The sequence below is a fragment of the Streptomyces sp. TG1A-8 genome, assembly GCF_030499535.1.
Lineage (GTDB): Bacteria > Actinomycetota > Actinomycetes > Streptomycetales > Streptomycetaceae > Streptomyces.
In genome coordinates this window covers 227,493-244,024 of record NZ_JASTLB010000004.1, presented here as the reverse complement: position 1 = coordinate 244,024, position 16,532 = coordinate 227,493, and the positions used below count along the sequence as shown (strand labels likewise).

The window sequence follows — 16,532 nt, the reverse complement described above, 5'->3', positions numbered from 1 at the left end:
CCTTGTGGTCAACGGGGTTCCTTTCGTTCGGGGGTCGCGGTGACGTCGAGCGACGGCTGCCATCGGGGTATCGGGCCGAGCCCGTTGGGGATGCGCAGGCTCTTGCTGTAACCGAACTCGTGCAGGGTCTCGTGGGCGTGTTCACGGCCGTAGCCGCTGGCTCCCGTACCGCCGAACGGAACTCCGACAGCGGCCCTGTTGTAGTGGTTGATGAAGACCAGACCCGCGCGGACGGCATCGGCGGTCCTCAGCGCGCGCTGATGGTTTCCGCTGAACACCCCCGCGACGAGTCCGAAAGGGGTGCCGTTGGCGATCCGCACGGCCTCGTCCTCGTCGCGGAACCGGATCATCGTCACGACCGGCCCGAAGATCTCCTCGTTCGCCACCCGCATCGTCGGCGCGACCTGTGTCAGCAGGGTCGGCGGAACGTAGTACCCACCGGCCAGCCGTGGGTCTGCAGGCAACTCGGCCTGCGCGTGAAGCACCGCTCCCTCGGCGCGCCCGATGTCCAGGTAGTCCAGCACCCGGCGTTGCTGCTCGGACGTCACGAGCGGCCCGACGTGGGTGGCCGGATCGGCGCCGTCGCCCACGGTCAGCCGCCGTACGGCCCGCGCCACGCGGTCGGCCACCTCGTCGTAGACGGTGTCCTGCACGAGCAGGCGGGAAGCGGCGGTGCACGCCTCGCCCTGGTTGAAGTAGCCGCCCTCGATGAGCCACGGTACGGCCGAGTCGAGGTCGGCGTCGTCGAAGACGATGAACGGGTTCTTGCCGCCGAGTTCGAGCAACGCCGGGGTGAGGTTGTCCGCCGCCGTCTTCAGCACGGACACTCCCGTGGCCGGGGCACCGGTGAAGGAGATCTTCCCGACGAGCCGATGCGCGGCGAGCGCGGCACCGACCGGGCCGCGGCCAGGTACGACGTGGACCACGTCGTCGGGGACGATCTCCTCGATCAGCTCGATGAGCCGGAGCACCGACAGCGGTGCCTGCTCCGGTGGTTTGAGCACGACGGCGTTACCGACGGCGAGCGCCGGGGCGAGCTTGCCGGCGGTGTGAATGGGCGGCCAGTTGAACGGCACGATCGCCCCTATGACGCCATAGGGTTCGAGGGTCGTGACGTCGAGCAGCGGCCCGTTCTGTGCCGCGGCGCTGGGCGGCGTCGTGATCGACCCGGCGAACAGGTCGAAGATCGCTGCGGACGCGGCCAGGTCAAAACCCTCCGCCTGGCTCGTCGGCTTGCCGTTGTCACTGGTCTCGATGGCGGCGATCTCCGCGGCGTGCTCGCGGATCGTGTCGGCGATCCGGCGCAGGACGGCGCCGCGCTCGGCGTGCGAGCGACGGCGCCAGTTCTGTTGAGCCGCGTGTGCGGCTCGCACCGCGGCGTCCACCTGCTGCGGGCCGGCACCCTGAAGGGTGGCGATGGCTTCGCCGGTGGCCGGGTCGTGGACGGTGAACTGGTCGGCCGGGTCGGTCGACGACCAGCGCAGCCGGGTTACAGCCGGCGTAGCGGTCGAGGTCGTCATGGATCTCCTTGACTGATCAACTACTGGATCGACTGGCAGATGCGCGCACGTGCCCGAGGCGCGGCGTCGCTCGTTCTGGCTGTGGCCGCGACATGGAGGCCTGGGGCGCGAGCCGTTCAGGGGGCCGAAAAAAAGACCCCTGCCGAGCGGTGAACCGAGACGAGCGGCACCCCTTTGCGGCCGAGCGCATTCACCTCTACAGCCCACAAGTCAGGGCGTGGGCATCGACGACGAGGTGATCCACCTGGCAATCCGTTCAGAAGGCGTGGAAAGGTTGCGCCCTCCACACTGCCCTCAGTCCCGCCTGAAACGTAGGGCATATCGAGCATGGGACGTATGCCCTGGAGCTATGACCGCTGATCTCCCAGAACGCCGCGCAGCCACCGATGCCCCGGGTCGGCGTCGTGCACCGGATGCCACCAGAACGCCTCGACCAGCGGCACCATCTCGAAGGGGAACTCCAGTACCCGGACGCCGTCACCGCCCTGGGTCTCCGCGACCTGGCCCGGCACCACCCCGATCGCGTCCGTGCCGCGAACGAGCCCGGGCACGACGAGGAAGGAGTCCGCGACCGCGACGACCCGAGGAACGATCCCGAGCAGTTCCAGCTGCCGCCAGGCAGGCGGGCGGCCGGCCCGGTCCGCGAAGGTCGCGATCCACGGCAGCCGTTCCAGATCCTGTCTGGTCAGTGCGTCGCCGACCGACTTGTTGTCCGCGGAGACCACGCACACCCACCGGTCCGTGTGGATGTCCACGGAAGAGGCGAGGCTGAGGTATCCGTGCGGCAGCAGGACACCGTCGACAGCGCGCAGGTGTTTGTCCTCGTGCTCCAGCAGTTCCGCGCTGACCGGCAGGAAACGCAGGCCCGCTCCGGGTGCGAGACCGCGGACCCGGCGCAACAACTCGGCCCCCGCCGTGACGATGCCATGATCCGACGAAACGATGGTGAAGATCCGGGTCGACGTCTCCGGAGAGAAGGTCGTCTCCGCCGCGAAGGCTCGGTCGACGGCCTCGACCGCGGCTGCGACCAGAGGGCGCAACCGCTCACCGAACGCGGTCAGCCGGTAGGAGTTGCCGGCCCGTTCCAGCAGCGGGTCACCGAAGTGCCGGCGCAGTCTCCGCAGCGACTTCGACAACGTCGGCTGGGTACGCCCCAGACGCGCCGCCGCCGCGGTGACGTTGAGTTCGCTCAGCAATGCGTGCAACGCCTGCAGGTGAGTGGAGTCCAGGCCGAAGGAGAGGAGGGCATCGCCGTGAGGGCCGGCCTTGCCCTCGTTGTCAGCGCTCGGCACGACGACACCGAGGGTGACTTGGCCGAGCGGAATGACCCAGTTCGCAGACGGCCCCAGCGAACCGGCGTCGGTGCGGTTCGCGTGCTCGTTCAGTCGCCACTGTGGCTCGGCCTCCGTTTGTGCAGGGGTCTTAGCAGCACACGTTGCATCGAGAGCTGCCCGACAAGTCTTCCAAACCAGTCACCGTTCCGAGACGCTCATTCGCTCGTGAAGGATCAAGAAGAGCAGCGGCTCACCGGAACCTGGCCCACACCGTGTACAGACGCTCGGGCCATAGGGGCGTCATGACCGCCGATGAACCTGAAGCCGGGTGCGCCCACGAAGGTCGACTCTCAGCCGTGGAGGGAGCCTATGGCCACCCACAGGCAGTGGGCCGGCAGACGTCTGACTACAGCATCCCCCGGGGCGGCTTGACCTTGACGCTGGGGCAACCCTCCATCCGCTCCTCCACCCCGGCCGCGAAGGTCCTCGACACCCTGCCCGAGCACGTCGAAGACATGGTGTGGGACGTCCTGGACGCCGCCGCGGCCGACCCGTGGGGCTTTCGGCAGTGGGACGCCGACGACCCCGAGGGCGAGGACATCCGCCACGCTTCCGTCGGCCAGCCGTCCCTCACCCACCGGGTGAACCGCCCCTGCGACGCCTGTCCGTCCTCACCATCACCTGGCTCGGATAGCCACCATGTGGCAACGCCCTGACCCCGGCGTCGCAACGACACTGTTGGTGAATCAGGTAGTCGTGTCCACGGCATCCGCGGGGTAAGAGGAAGGCTGTGCCGGTGCAGCACTCACCGACGAGGGAGGCAGCTTCCGCAGCCTGTTGGCCCGGCGGTTCTCGTGGGCGAGTGAAGGGTTGCCCTGGACCGGTAGGCGCCGTGGACGGTGTACAAACGAGGGCGGGAGGTTCGGGCCTTGTTCGGGGGCTTTGAGGCCAAGCGGGTTCAGGTCGACGAAGCATCGATTTTCGTTCGCTTCGGCGGGGAAGGGCCGCCGGTGGTGCTGCTGCACGGCCACCCCCGGACATCTGCGACCTGGCATCGCGTCGCCCCGCTCCTCGTCCGGCAGGGTTTCACCGTGGTCTGTCCCGACCTTCGGGGGTACGGCCGGTCCACCGGCCCGGCGCCTACCGCGGACCACGCCGGGTACTCCAAGCGGGCCGTCGCCGGTGACGTGGTCGAGGTGATGCGCTCCCTCGGCCATGCCCGGTTCGCGCTCGCCGGGCACGACCGCGGAGGCAGTGTCGCGCTGCGTCTCGCACTCGATCACCCCGACGTGGTCTCGCGGGTGGCGCTGATCGACTGTCTGCCCCTCACCGAGCACCTGTCCCGCATAACGACCCAGTTCGCCACACAGTGGTGGCACTGGTTCTTCTTCGCCCAGCCGGATGTTCCCGAGCGGGTCATCAACGCCGATCCGGACAGCTGGTACCGCGGCGATCCCCAGAGCATGGGGCAGGAGAATTACGACGAGTGGCGTTCGGCCACGAGAAACCCCGACGTGGTGCGGGCGATGCTGGAGGACTACCGGGCCGGCCTCACCATCGACCGGCGGCACGAGGAGGACGACCGCGCCACCGGGACACAGATCCAGTGCCCGGCGCTGATCCTGTGGTCGCTCCAAGACGACCTCGAGGACCTGTACGGCGACCCGGTGAAGATCTGGCGGCAGTGGGCACCGGACGTACGCGGCCACGGCATCGACTCCGGGCACCACGTCGCCGAAGAGGCTCCGGAAGCGCTCGCGTCCTCCCTTGCGGGCTTCTTCGCCGGACGGCCTGAGTAACTGATCGTTTCAGAATGGGTTGAGCTGCGGGTCTTGCACTCGCCGATCTTGGTCGGCGGGGTGTCCGGGTGCGTGCTGGTCTTGTTCCTGACGACCTGTGGGAGCGGGTGGCCCCGCTGCTGCCACCACCTCCCGACCGGTGCCGCCGGCATCCCGGGCGGCTTCGCGTTCCGGACCGGGCGGCTCTCACGGGCATCGTGGACGTCCTGCGGACCGGCGTTGCCTGGCGCGACGTTCCGGCCGGGACCGTGGGCTGCTCCGGAGTCACGGCCTGGCGTCGGCTGCGGGGGTGGACCGAGGCCGGCGTCTGGCCCCGCCCGCACGCCGCCCTGCTAGTACTCCAGTGCGGTTTCGTGATCTATCCAGCAGGATCGTCGTCGGTAGTGGCTGCGGCGGGCTGTTGCCTGGTGGCGTCTGCGCCAGTGGGACCAGTGCAGCAGTCTGCCCGCGGTCACGGCCGGTGCCGTGAGGACGGCGGCGAGCAGGTGGCGGATCTCGGGGACGGTCGACGTGATCGGGTCGCTGCCGCGGGTGGGGTGGAGTGGATCGACGGGCCATTGTGGTGCCGGGTCGGCGGCAAGGGCGGTCAGAAACGCCAGCGCGAGCATGGCGAGCGTGATGTGCCGGTGCCATGAGGTCCAGTTGCGGACCTGGTAGTGGTCGAGTCCGGCCTGGCCCTTGGCGGCCTGGAAGCACTCCTCGATGCTCCAGCGGGTCCCGGCGACGCGGACCAGTTCGGCCAGAGGCACTTCGGTGGGGGACCAGCACAGGTAGAAGGCGAGTTCGCCGGTGGTGCGGTTGCGACGGATGAGCAGGTGGCGGTGTTCGCCGGTGCCGATGTGGCTCCAAGCCCAGTCGTGGTGGCGCGGGCCCTTCGCACCGTTGCCTGCGCTGTGCCGCTGCCAGGCGGTGGCGGGCAGGCGTGCGGCGAGGGTGTCCGCGCGGATGGGGGTGCGGCTTGGGTTGATCCGCACCCTGGTCGAGCAGGCGACCGCGAGAACGTAGCCGGTCCCGCGTGCCTCCAGGGCGGCACGCAGTCGCGGGTCCCGGCCGTAGGCTTCGTCACCGGTCACCCACGGTGCCGGCACCCCGGAGTCCAGCGCGGCGGCGATCATCTCCCAGGCCAGGCGGGGCTTGGTCGCGAACCGGACTTCGTCGGGTATCCCGGCCACCCGGCGGCGTTCGGGATCGGTGCACCAGGACTGTTCGGGCAGGTAGAGGCGGCGGTCGATCAGGGCCCGTCCCCGGCTGGCGGCGTAGGCGAGGACGACGCCGACCTGGGAGTTCTCAATGCGCCCGGCGGTGCCGGTGTACTGGCGCTGGACGCCCGCCGGGGCGCGCTCAAGCGCGAGCTGGTCACGTGCCAGCGCACGGGCCGTGCGCTGCGGGAACCAAGGGCGCGGTCCCGAAACAAGCCGCAGGGCCACGTCACCGCTGACGTCGTTCTGAGCGAGCGCCCTGCCGAGGCCGACGACCGCGCTGTCCCCGGCCATTGGGAGGGCGACCTGATCATTGGGACGGGTAGGTCCGCGATCGGCACGCTCGTCGAGCGCAGCAGCAGGTCCACGCTCCTGGTTCATCTGCCACGGCTGGACGGCTGGGGCGAAAAACCGTATGTGAAGAACGGGCCATCGCTCGGCGGATACGGGGCCGTCGCGATGAACGCGGCACTGACGCAATCGATGACCAAGTTGCCCGAGCAACTACGCAAGACCCTCACCTGGGACCGCGGGAAGGAGCTCTCCGGCCATGCCCAGTTCGCCATGGAGAGCGGAACACGGGTGTTCTTTGCTGACCCGCACTCGCCCTGGCAGCGACCGACGAACGAGAACACCAACGGGCTGCTGAGACAGTACTTCCCGAAAGGCACAGATCTGTCTCGGTGGTCCGCCGAAGACCTCGAAGCCGTCGCGTACGCACTCAACAATCGGCCCCGCAAGATCCTCGGCTGGAAGACCCCCGCCGAAGTCTTCGATGAGCAGCTACGCTCACTTCAACAACCCGATGTTGCATCGACCGGTTGAACTCACCCAGTACACCTCCCGCCAATTCGCGGCTGTCTGCGCTGAGCTGGGGGTGCGGCAGTCCATGGGCGCGGTCGGCACGAGTGCGGACAACGCACTCGCCGAGTCGTTCAACGCCGCCCTCAAACGCGAGACGCTCCGTGGCGCCCGCCGTTTCGACGGCGCCCGCGCCTGCCGCCTGGCGCTCTTCCGCTGGACCACGCGCTACAACACCCGCCGCCGGCATTCGGCGAACGGACAGCAGGCACCGATCGTCTACGAACAGCAGTCAGCTACCCTGACACTTGCCGCATAACGATACGAACAGGTGTCCATTCCTCGGGGACAATGCCCGTGACCAGCTCGAACAAGGCGTCCTCGGACGGGTCGTCGACGTGGTCGCCGTTCTCGCTGTCCGCGCAGTAGTAGTCAGCGGCCACCGGACCTCCCCATGCATGTGCTGCTCGAAGTGCCGATGGCCAGCATGGCACGGCAGCCTGGCCGCCCGACGGCTCACAACCACTGGTGGATCGCCGCGACGTGAACCGTCGCCTCGTACCGAACCGCGAGCTTGTCGAATCGGGTGGCCACTGCCCGGTGCTGCTTGAGACGGCTGATTCCGCACTCGACCGCATGGCGCTCGCGATAGTCGAACTTCGTCGGCCGGCCGCCTCGTGAACCACGCTTTTGCGGTTGCGGACTTGATCGGCTTTCTCCGGAATCGTGCATCCGATGCCGCGTCTGCGAAGGTAAGCGCGGTTCGCGCGGGAGCCGTAGGCCTTGTCCGGCCGGGACCGCGGCCGACCAGGACCGGTGCGAGGTACCCGAATGGCCTCCAGGACCGGCTGGAACTGCGGGCTGTCGTGCCGGTGCCCAGCGGTGACGAGCAGCGACAACGGCCTCTGACCCTGCTCGCAGGCCAGGTGGAGCTTCGCGGTGAACCCACCCCTTGACCGGCCCAGCCCGTGCTCGTCGGGCTCGATGGCGACACCACCAGGCGCCTCCTTCTGCCCCGCGCCGTCCTGGCGAGCGCCGGCCGCATGCTGATGGGCCCGGCAGACCGTGGAATCGACGTTGACCTCCCACGCGATCAGCCCGGCCGCATCGGCCCGTGCCTGCAACAGCGTCAGCAGCCGGGCCCACACCCCCTGCCGCTGCCACCGCCGGAACAGCCCGTACACGGTCTGCCAAGGACCGTACTCGGGCGGCAGATCACGCCACGGAACGCCCGTCCGCACCCGTCGACGCACACCATCCACCAGCCGTCGCCGCCCCGGCCACCTGCGACTGACACCCCCCCGCAGGCAGCAACGACTCCAGCACTGACCACTGCTCATCAGAAAGATCCCCACGCCCCACGTGGTGATCATCACGGCACGAGGCATGGAGCGGAACCCGGACCTAAAACACGGCCTACGCCCTGACCACCTGATCACCCGCTGCGGCTCATTGCACCACCAGTTGGACCGCCGTCTCAGCACCGCAGGAACGACTACGAAAAACTGGGGCGCCACCCCCCATCCTCGTCACGCCGCGCCATGAACCAGTAGAGATCCGACGGGCCACCTCACCCTCTGACCGGCAACGGCCTCCTGCGTGCGGTCGACACGGTCACAAGCACCGCGAAACCCGCGCGTGCTGCCGCATTACGTTGCGGCAGCACGCGCGGGTTCCTTGCTGTCCCGGCACAAGATTCGACGAACTCGCCCGCTTTCGACCGTGCTGCGCAGAAGGTAAGAAAGCAGGAGCAAGGTCGCCAATACGTCGAGCCCAAGCTCATGGCGCTGGGGGCACCGGCACCCCGAGCCGGTGGTAATCCGGTCCTCTGGCTGCGGGACGCCCTTGAAGCGGTAGGTGCCCGAAACCTTCGCCATCGCGGCGCCCACCGTTTCTGCGGACGGTTCGTGCGTGTTGCCGCTCGAGCGATGACGGTACCAGGGCGGCGGGCGGCCGGATGCTGATACCTGTCCAAGACGCTCTCCCCTTCCACGACCTCATCGAGCTCCCCAACGCCGCCGCTCGGTGTCAATGGTGGCGGCTCCGATTTCGATGCCCGGCGCTTCGCGGTCGAGGCGCTGCCCGATGCGGCGGCGAAGGAGTTCGTGGTGGGCACCATTACTCCACTACTCCGGGTCCTTTCCCTCCGGACGGCTCCGCTTCGGCCTGCTCGACTGATGAGAGAGCCGGTCGTCTGGACGATGCGCTGATCGCCCGGCCGGTCGGCAGGACCTCGTGCGGGTGAATCCGATCGTGCAGCGGCTGGTCAGCGTCCTGGACCCGGTGCACGGGCGACGCGAGAGGCTGGCCCCGACAGAGTCCTCGCACGTCGGGCCGCGCCGGGATGTGAAGTGGCTGCCGCCGGCGTCGTATTTCCGCTGGCGGGACGTGGGGCTTCGCGGGTTTGGCCCGGACGCACTGCCCTCACCGCGGTTCCGGGGCCGCTTCGCGGCCCCGGAACTCCGCCTACAGCGACCTGATGGTCCGCACCGGGATGCGGCTGTCCGAGCAGAGTTCGCTGACCCTTTTCGAGCTGCCGGACTTCGGCGCCCCGCAGTTCCAGATCGCCGCGATCGTCTCCATGTGTGACCCCGAGGGCCTCATCCCGGGGTCTGACACGGATGGGCCAGGACCTTCCCCACTCGTCGAGATGTGGCGGCCCGGGCCAAGAGGCACCGGCGCCGAGCAAGGGCGCGGAGCTCAGGAGAGCTTCACGCAGACGTTCTCGATGACCCTGCCACCGCGGTCCAGGCCACCGCAGACGAGCAGTGGCTCCCCGCTGAACTCGCGGTTGACGACGAACCGCGCCCGGGACACTCCCGCCCTGCTTTTCGCGTAGTCACGCACGAAGCCCCGCAGGGTTCCGGCCAGCCCGTCCCTCGTCGTGACGGTGATGTCCTGGACGTAGTCCTTTCCCTGATGAGCGGTGTTGACGCAGATGTAGGTTCCGCATCGAGTGGAGACCTCCGCGCTCGCCGGCACCGCCGTCACCACGCCCAAAGCGCATGCTCCGGCGAGGGCCACCGCGACAGTCGTCAACCGCCGTCGTGCGGCGTCCGCCGACCGAACCATCCTCTGCTGTGCGCGCATCGCATGTTCCTCTCAGTGATTGACATGAGCTGATCCCGAGACGATTCATGTTGTCATGCAATCAAATCGCTGCATATGGGGACATCAGTTCGCCGGTTACTGAACTTGATTGGGTGATGTCGGGTCGTTCGGCTGAGAGTTGAGCCCGCTGCGCTGTACTGCTGTCCCTGTGAGGTACGCGCAGGGTGGCGGCTTGACCGACGCCGAGAGGGCAGCCCGGGAGCGAGTGCGGCTGGATGCGGTGGCTCGGTTTGAAGCCGGGGACAGGAACAAGGACATCGCCGCCGCTCTGCGGGTGTCTGAAAGATCGGTGGAACGGTGGCGGCGGCAGTGGCGTGAGGGTGGAGCGGCTGGTGTCGCCTCGAAGGGGTCGCCTGGTCGTCCGAGGCTCAGTGCTGCCCAGGTCGCCAGGTTGGCGGGGGAGTTGGAGCGTGGACCGCTCGCGCACGGCTGGGCTGACCAGCGGTGGACCCTGGCTCGGGTCAAGAAGCTGATCGGTCGGCTCTTCCGTATCTCGTACACGGTGGAGGGCACGTGGCGACTGCTCAAGCGTCACGGCTGGTCGTGGCAGCAGCCCGCTCGCCGCGCGATCGAGCGTGACGATGACGCGGTGGAGCTGTGGAAGAAAGAGGTGTGGCCGCGGGTAAGAGCACCGCGGCAGCGTGCAACGGCTGGATCGTCTTCGAAGACGAGGCCGGCCAGTCGCTTACGCCGCCGCGTGCCAGGACCTGGGGCCGAGTCGGCCAGACCCCGGTGGTGCGCGTCAGGGGCCGAGGTTCGGGCCGGGTGTCCATGGTGGGCATGACTTGCTACAAGGTGGGTGAGCGGTCGCGGCTGATCTACGCAGTTCGCGAATACCGCGGACGCAAGAACCAGCCCAAGGGCTTCGGCTCGCGGGACTTTCGTGACCTGCTGGTCCGCGCCCGGATCCAGCTGGGTGGTCCGATCGTGCTGGTCTGGGACAACGTCCGCATTCACCTGACCGCAGATCTGCGCGAGTTCTTCGCGGCGAACACCGACTGGCTCACAGTGTTCCAGCTACCTGCCTACGCCCCGGACCTGAACCCGCAGGAAGGCGTGTGGTCCTTGGTCAAGCACGACCTCGGCAACCTCGCCGCCGCCGCCCTGGGGCAGATCACCCGGACCGTGAAACGCAAGCTCAAGATGCTGCAGTATCGGCCCCAGCTGCTCAACGGCTGTCTCACCGGCACCGGCCTGGCACTCAACGCGTGACCGGCTGGGAACCTGCCACCCGCACGCGCGATCAGTAGCATCGCGTCGCCTGGATGAGGTTCCCGCCCGACGAATCGAGTGAGCCCATGAGCGACGACGTCCTCTCTGTCATTCCGACCGACCCGCAGTGGCAGCCTGAGCAGGCCGCGGCTGACCGCACTGCGTCGATTGTGGAGGACCTGGCCCCCGGGCTCCCCGGCGGCGTCGACGTCGAGATTGACGTCACCTGGCACGACACACTCACCGTTGTCGACTGTGGTCAGAATCTGCAGAAGATCGGTTGTCCCCACTGCGGCGCGTCGATCGACACCGAGTGGTGGGGCGACCTACTCGAAGCCCACTGCGACGACGGCTTCGCAACCCTCGCCGTGGTGGTCCCATGCTGCGGCACCGCGACCTCGCTGGACGCACTGGACTACGACTGGCCCTGTGGCTTTGCTCGATTCGAGATCGCCATCTGGAACCCCGAGCGCGCCTGGTTCAGCGACGAGGAACTGACCGCCATCGGGGACGCACTCGGACATCCAGTGCGGCAAGTCAGGGCCCACATCTGACGCACGTCAGCCCGCGATGAACCCGACATCACGAGTTCAAGTTCAGTAGCTCGAATCATCGTGCTTCCCGCGCCTACGGGACCGGACGCCCTCCGCACCTGCCGGTCGAACCGAGCCGGACCTCACAGCCGAACGGGCCGGGCTCCCGCGCAAGTCCCTTGAACCGCTGCCGGGGGTCGGCGAGCAGCTTCCGCTCCAGGGTGACGGGCTTTCGCATGCTGCTTCGCCACGTCAGCGAGGGCGGCTTCGATGTCCGGCGGTACACGGTCGGCGTTGCCCGACATTGCAGGCGGCCGTGGTGGGGTGGCGGCAGGCCAGGGTCGGGCATCGGGTCAGGACTCCGTCCAGTGGTTGGCGAGTTGCTGGAGGCGGCGCAGAAGGAGATGGCAGTTGGCGGCGGCTCGTAGTGGCTGCCGAGCTTGACGTGGCGGTAGGCGTGGTATCGGGTGGACCACAGGCCGGTCCAGGTGGAGATGGGCGGTATGGCGTCGTGCCAGCGACTGCTGCTCAGCCATGCCCTGACACGGACGGGCACGGACGGGGTCGCTCAGGTGGCGGTGGAGCTCGCGGCGATGACAGCGTGGTCGAAGGTGCTGTAGACGACGAGGTGTCGCCCGTGGAAGAGCTCGGCAAGCACGGGCAGCAGGTCGTTGAAGGTGCAGGCGTTACGGGTGCTTTCTTCGGTGAGGCCGTGCAGCGCGCTTGCTTCCGGTTCGAACTCAGCTTGCGGGTCGAGGAGCTCGTTCAGGATGAGAGTCCCGCTGCCATCGGCCGCAGCGATCTGGGCGGCGAAGGGGTTGGTGAGCCCTGTGGTCTGTACGTCAATGATGAGCAGGGCCGGGTCGGCCAGCAGCCGGCGGGCCCACCACGTGGCGCGGGCGCGTTCACGGGGCCAGGTGGGCGGGCGGCGCAGGGCACGAACGGCGTCGGCGAATGAGGCGTGGCGCTCACCGGTGGCCTGGACGTGTCAGAAGCCTGCGGTGTCGAGGGCGTGGAGGGTGCCGAGGTAATCCTCGGGCCGGTAGCTGGCGCTGTCACGTTGTTGGGTGCCTGGGTCTTTGACGGCATGTCGGAATGTGGCGTGGGTCGGGTTTCGGGCCGGCGTTCAGGCCTCGGCGGGCAGGTCAGCGGCGCCGGTGATCTGGTCCCGGACGGCGAAGCGGACGGTCATCTCGGCGCGGTAGTCGGTGGCGGTCATCAGGTGGCGGCGGGCCGGAAGTGGGGTGAGATACCGCTGAACGCGGACGGGAACCGCTGCGCCCCGCCGGCCGAGCGCCAAGCCCTTCATCGCGCGCTCGCGCCGACGGGTGGGCCGGTGGCTGTTCTCCGCCCGGTTGTTCAGACACTTCGACTGCCGGTGCTCGACGCAGGGCATGACCTCGCGGTGGGCGGCGCCGTAGGAACGGAGTTCATCGGTGACCACCACCCGCGGCACCGAGCAAGTCTTCTTGAGCAGTTTTCGGAGGAAACGCCCGGCCGCGGCCGTGTCCGGCGGCTGTGCACGAGGAGGTCCAGGACGTTGCCGCCGACGTCGGCGGCCCGTCACGGGTATTTCGGCTCCCCGTTCATCCTGACGAACACCTCGTCCAGATGGCATGTGTCCCCGGGCCGCGATCGGCGCCGGCGCCGATCGTTCGCACAGGCCTGGCCGAACTCGGCGCACCAGCGGCGGACCGTCTCATGGGAGACGACGACGCCGCGCTGGAGCATCAGTTCCATACCTTTCTTCCTGGGGCTGAACCGGTCATTCGTAGGATCGGTGGACCCAGGGACCCTGGGTATGGCTTGCATCAAGCAGCCGAAGTTGTGGCTTTGGAGGATCGGCCGCCCGGGGTTCTGCGACGACTCGGCCACTCATTGGGATACGCGAACTGCATCGCTTCGTATGGACACGTCGGCGAGGTCGTCTGCTGGGTGAAGGAACGGGACGACTCGGGAGGTGCACGTGCCCGAACTGTGGGCCGGTACGGATGCGGGCAAGGGCGAGCATCACTGCACGGTGATCGACAAGGACTCCACGGTGTTCCTCACCCGACGGGTGCCGAACAACGAGGCTGAGCTGCTCGAACTCCTCGGTGACGTCCTGAAGTTGGTCGACGGCGAGCCGGTGACCTGGGCGGTGGGGACCTGAACGCCGGCGGCGCCGCGCCGTGGATCGCGCTGCTGATCCGGCACAAGCAGAAACTGCTCTACACCCCCGGCCGCACGGTGCATCACGTATCCGCCGCTTACCGGGGCAGCGGGAGGACGGATGCGAAGGACGTCTTCGTCATCGCTGATACTGCCCGCATGCGCCGTGACCTGCAGCCGTTGCAGGAGACCAGCGAGATTGCGGTTGACCTGAGGATCCTCACCGTCCGGCGCATGGATCTGTCCGCGGACCGCACGCGGGCGATCAACCGGCTTCGCGCCCAACTGCTGGAGTACTTCCCCGCGCTCGAGCGGGCCTTCGACTACAACAAGTCCAAGACGGGGCTGATCCTGCTGACGGAGTACCAGACGCCTGCCGCTTTGCGGCGCGTCGGCCGGGCACGGCTAGCGGCCTGGCTGAAAAACCATGGAGTGCGGATGCACTCCACCGCGAAAACGCCGCGGACGTGGCGGTGAGCGCGGGAGGGGCCCAGCTGACGGTGGTGCCTGGAGAGAAGAACGCAGCGAAGACGGTGAACATTCTCGCGCGCGAGGTGATGGCCATCGAGCAGGAGATCGCGGAACTCCAAGCCCTGATCGAGGGCCGGTTTCGCGAGCATCCGGACGCCGAAGTGATCACGTCCATGCCGGGCACCGGTGACACCCTCGGCGTCGGGTTCATCGCCGCGACCGGCGGTGACATGACGGCCTTCGGCAGTGCCGACCGTTTGGCGGCGTCGCCGGGCTCGCTCCGGTTCCCCGCAACTTCGGCAAGGTTTCCGGCAACATGCGCATACCACGCCGCTACAGCCGGCGCCTTCTGCGCATGTTCTACATCTCCGCCCAGGTCGCAGCTGTCCACTGCCCCGGATCCCAGCGGTTCTACCAGCGCAAACGAGCCGAAGGGAAGAGCCACGCGCAGGCCGTCCTCGCGCTGGCCAGACGCCGTCTCAACGTACTCTGGGCCCTCATACGCGACCACCGCACCTTCGAGGCATCCATGCCCAGCGCCAGTGCCGCTGCGGCATGACGCCCTCACGGGGCGTCATGCCGCCGGGCTTGACATTGTCATTGGGAATCCTCCACCTCACGGAAACCGAGCGGGAACCGGAAGCACCACCACACGCAGTAGGAGATGACCTCGGCCGGGTACCGGTGCCCCTGGTACGACGGCGGCGCCCTGTCCACGGACGATCCCTCCCAGCATGACCGATCCGAAGATCATCCCACCCCATCAGCCAACGTGACAGTGCCCGGCGACGACATGCGGTGTGGAAGACGATGGGATCAGGCTGCGGCGGCCGCCGACAGGATGAGCCGGGCGATCTGCTTGGGATGGGTGACGAGGGACAGGTGGCCGGAATCGAGTTCGACGGTGGTGGCCTGCATACGCCGGGCCATGAACCGCTGCAGGTCGGGGTCGATGGTGCGGTCGTCGCGGGAGACGGCGTACCAGCAGGGCTTCTCCCGCCATGCGGCGTTGGTCGTCGTCGGCGCGGCGGTCGACAGCAGGCCCTGTGCGGCGTAGAGGGCGAGGGCCTCCTTCCTGGGCACGCCGTTGGCGAAGTCCCGCAGGAACGCGTCCTGGTCGATCCACTTGAAGCCGCCCGAGCTGACGATGCCGGGCGTGACGGGCGCGGCGGGGAACCTGGCGGAGAGCGCGGCGTAGTCCTCACCGGCCTCGGGGGCGCGGGCGGCGACGAACACAAGCCCGGTGACGTGGTCCGCCAGCCCCACTTCCGAGATCACCGTTCCGGCGTAGGAGTGCGCGACAAGGACCGTCGGTCCGTCCTGCCGGTCCAGCGCGAACGAGACCGTCCTGGCGTCGTCGGCCAGGGACGTGAGCGGGTTCTGCACGGAGGTGACGCACATCCCGGCTTCCTGGAGCAGTGGGATCACCTTCGACCAGGACGAGCCATCGGCATAAGCCCCGTGCACCAGAACAACGTTGCGCGCGCCTTTGCGCGCCGGCATCGGCTTCGCCTCCGCGGCCCGGGCGTCGGGCATCGAGGTGAGGGCGGTACCGGCAACGGCGGCGCCCACGGCGGAGAATTGACGACGACTGATCAAGGTGTTGCCTTCCGCACCCGGGATTCGAGACGGTGACCACGCTAGTGCGGCCGGTGTAAGCACCCGGTGAGGACGGACCAGCGTCCGTTGAGTGGGCCGTTTTCCTCCTTGCACCTGTCCCACGTGGTCAGTTCGACAAAGCGTTTGTAGCAGCAGAGGGCTGCAGCGAGGCCGAGAGGGGCCAGGTAGTTGCAGGGTGACGCTCGTAGCGGGGTGACAGACGTCGGTAGCCGGTCAGCCAGGAGAGTGTGCGCTCGATGACCCACCGCCGGCGGACCAGTCGTTCGCCTGAGTCGATTCCTTCGCGGGCGATACGGACGCCGATGTGCTGACTGTGAAGCCATTGTCGCAGGTCAGGAAGGTCGTAGGCGTTGTCGGCGTGCAGCCGCTGGGGCTTGAAATGGTCGCTGCGGGATTCGTGTCCTACGTGGAAGTGGGCCATCATCGGCTTCACCGAGGCTGTCGTGGGTGTTGGCTGCGGAGAGCCCGACGCGCAGGGGCAATCCGTTCGCGTCGGACACGACGTGCATCCTGGAACCCGGCTTGCCCCGGTCCACGGGCGACAGACCTGTAAGTTCGCCCCTCCTTTTTTGGCGCGGACGTGAGCCAGGGCTGATGCGTTCTCAGGTGGCGAGATAAGGGCCACCGGGTTCGGTGGGGCGGGGTCAGTCTGAGCCCCTGGTTCGAGACGAGCCGGGCTCGTTGTGCCCCCCGGGGTCGCGCCCACCCGGGAGCGGACGGAGAAGTAACCGTGCGCGGCTCGGCATTGAAGAATGGCTGGTACCCCCCGACCCTATCTCCAGCAGTTGCTCGGCGCGCAGCTGCTGGTCCTCCGCCGCCGTATCGAAGCGCTGGTACTGCC

General features: G+C 68.1%; 10 protein-coding genes and 9 pseudogenes. 10 read left to right on the top strand and 9 right to left on the bottom strand.

The genetic code is table 11. The annotated features are described in order from the left end of the window. Positions 1 to 8 precede the first annotated feature (8 nt). The gene (locus tag QQY24_RS33145) at positions 9 to 1,520 is read right to left on the bottom strand and encodes an aldehyde dehydrogenase (protein WP_301976645.1); all 1,512 of its coding nucleotides are present in this window, start codon (positions 1,518 to 1,520) and stop codon (positions 9 to 11) included. Between the two features lie 347 nt (positions 1,521 to 1,867). Continuing rightward, positions 1,868 to 2,812 carry a LysR family transcriptional regulator gene (locus QQY24_RS33140; protein ID WP_301976644.1) on the bottom strand — a complete coding sequence of 315 codons (945 nt, stop codon included), beginning with the start codon at positions 2,810 to 2,812 and terminating at the stop codon, positions 1,868 to 1,870. Between the two features lie 410 nt (positions 2,813 to 3,222). Between QQY24_RS33140 and QQY24_RS33135 the strand changes: the two genes are divergently transcribed. From QQY24_RS33135 to QQY24_RS33125, 3 genes and pseudogenes are all read left to right on the top strand, one after another. Then, on the top strand, positions 3,223 to 3,510 hold the full coding sequence (locus QQY24_RS33135; protein ID WP_301976643.1) for a hypothetical protein: 288 nt from the start codon (positions 3,223 to 3,225) through the stop codon (positions 3,508 to 3,510). 213 nt (positions 3,511 to 3,723) lie between these two features. Next, positions 3,724 to 4,593: an alpha/beta fold hydrolase gene (locus QQY24_RS33130; protein ID WP_301976642.1), complete on the top strand. Its 870-nt coding sequence runs from the start codon at positions 3,724 to 3,726 to the stop codon at positions 4,591 to 4,593. Between the two features lie 68 nt (positions 4,594 to 4,661). Next, positions 4,662 to 4,907: pseudogene (locus QQY24_RS33125) on the top strand (transposase); the annotation flags it as partial. An 18-nt stretch (positions 4,908 to 4,925) separates the two neighbouring features. Here the strand turns inward: QQY24_RS33125 and QQY24_RS33120 are convergent. Beyond that, positions 4,926 to 6,020, bottom strand: coding sequence for an IS701 family transposase (locus QQY24_RS33120; protein WP_301976865.1), 1,095 nt, complete (start codon positions 6,018 to 6,020; stop codon positions 4,926 to 4,928). Here QQY24_RS33120 and QQY24_RS33115 point away from each other — a divergent pair. Continuing rightward, positions 5,925 to 6,617, top strand: a pseudogene (locus tag QQY24_RS33115) (IS30 family transposase); the annotation flags it as partial. The gene QQY24_RS33120 and the pseudogene QQY24_RS33115 overlap by 96 nt on opposite strands. Positions 6,618 to 6,624: 7 nt before the next feature. Beyond that, positions 6,625 to 6,912 (top strand): annotated as a pseudogene (locus QQY24_RS33110) (integrase core domain-containing protein); the annotation flags it as partial. Positions 6,913 to 7,109: 197 nt separating this feature from the next. On the opposite strand, the pseudogene QQY24_RS33105 reads toward QQY24_RS33110, so the two are convergent. Together QQY24_RS33105 and QQY24_RS33100 are read right to left on the bottom strand one after the other, a co-directional pair. Next, positions 7,110 to 7,955, bottom strand: a pseudogene (locus QQY24_RS33105) (IS5 family transposase). Between the two features lie 1,338 nt (positions 7,956 to 9,293). Next, a complete protein-coding gene (locus QQY24_RS33100; protein WP_301976641.1) occupies positions 9,294 to 9,683 on the bottom strand; it encodes a hypothetical protein in 390 nt (129 codons plus the stop codon). A gap of 169 nt (positions 9,684 to 9,852) precedes the next feature. On the opposite strand from QQY24_RS33100, the pseudogene QQY24_RS33095 reads away from it, so the two are divergent. The 4 genes and pseudogenes from QQY24_RS33095 to QQY24_RS33080 form a co-directional block, all read left to right on the top strand. Beyond that, positions 9,853 to 10,389 (top strand): annotated as a pseudogene (locus tag QQY24_RS33095) (winged helix-turn-helix domain-containing protein); the annotation flags it as partial. Beyond that, positions 10,317 to 10,916, top strand: coding sequence for a transposase (locus QQY24_RS33090; RefSeq protein ID WP_301976640.1), 600 nt, complete (start codon positions 10,317 to 10,319; stop codon positions 10,914 to 10,916). The pseudogene QQY24_RS33095 and the gene QQY24_RS33090, both read left to right, overlap by 73 nt. 86 nt (positions 10,917 to 11,002) lie before the next feature. After that, complete coding sequence (locus QQY24_RS33085; protein ID WP_301972882.1) at positions 11,003 to 11,470, top strand: hypothetical protein; 468 nt, start codon at positions 11,003 to 11,005, stop codon at positions 11,468 to 11,470. Between the two features lie 616 nt (positions 11,471 to 12,086). Beyond that, positions 12,087 to 12,407, top strand: coding sequence for a hypothetical protein (locus tag QQY24_RS33080; protein ID WP_301976639.1), 321 nt, complete (start codon positions 12,087 to 12,089; stop codon positions 12,405 to 12,407). Between the two features lie 168 nt (positions 12,408 to 12,575). Here the strand turns inward: QQY24_RS33080 and QQY24_RS33075 are convergent. Continuing rightward, positions 12,576 to 13,252 (bottom strand): annotated as a pseudogene (locus QQY24_RS33075) (IS6 family transposase). Between the two features lie 157 nt (positions 13,253 to 13,409). Here QQY24_RS33075 and QQY24_RS33070 point away from each other — a divergent pair. Continuing rightward, positions 13,410 to 14,630, top strand: a pseudogene (locus QQY24_RS33070) (IS110 family transposase). Positions 14,631 to 14,677: 47 nt separating this feature from the next. Here the strand turns inward: QQY24_RS33070 and QQY24_RS33065 are convergent. From QQY24_RS33065 to QQY24_RS33055, 3 genes and pseudogenes are all read right to left on the bottom strand, one after another. Further along, positions 14,678 to 14,788: pseudogene (locus QQY24_RS33065) on the bottom strand (IS6 family transposase); the annotation flags it as partial. A 99-nt stretch (positions 14,789 to 14,887) separates the two neighbouring features. Then, positions 14,888 to 15,643 (bottom strand): alpha/beta fold hydrolase, encoded by a 756-nt coding sequence (locus QQY24_RS33060; protein WP_301976638.1) that lies wholly within the window; start codon positions 15,641 to 15,643, stop codon positions 14,888 to 14,890. A gap of 149 nt (positions 15,644 to 15,792) precedes the next feature. Further along, positions 15,793 to 16,277, bottom strand: a pseudogene (locus tag QQY24_RS33055) (IS5 family transposase); the annotation flags it as partial. Positions 16,278 to 16,532: the final 255 nt, after the last annotated feature.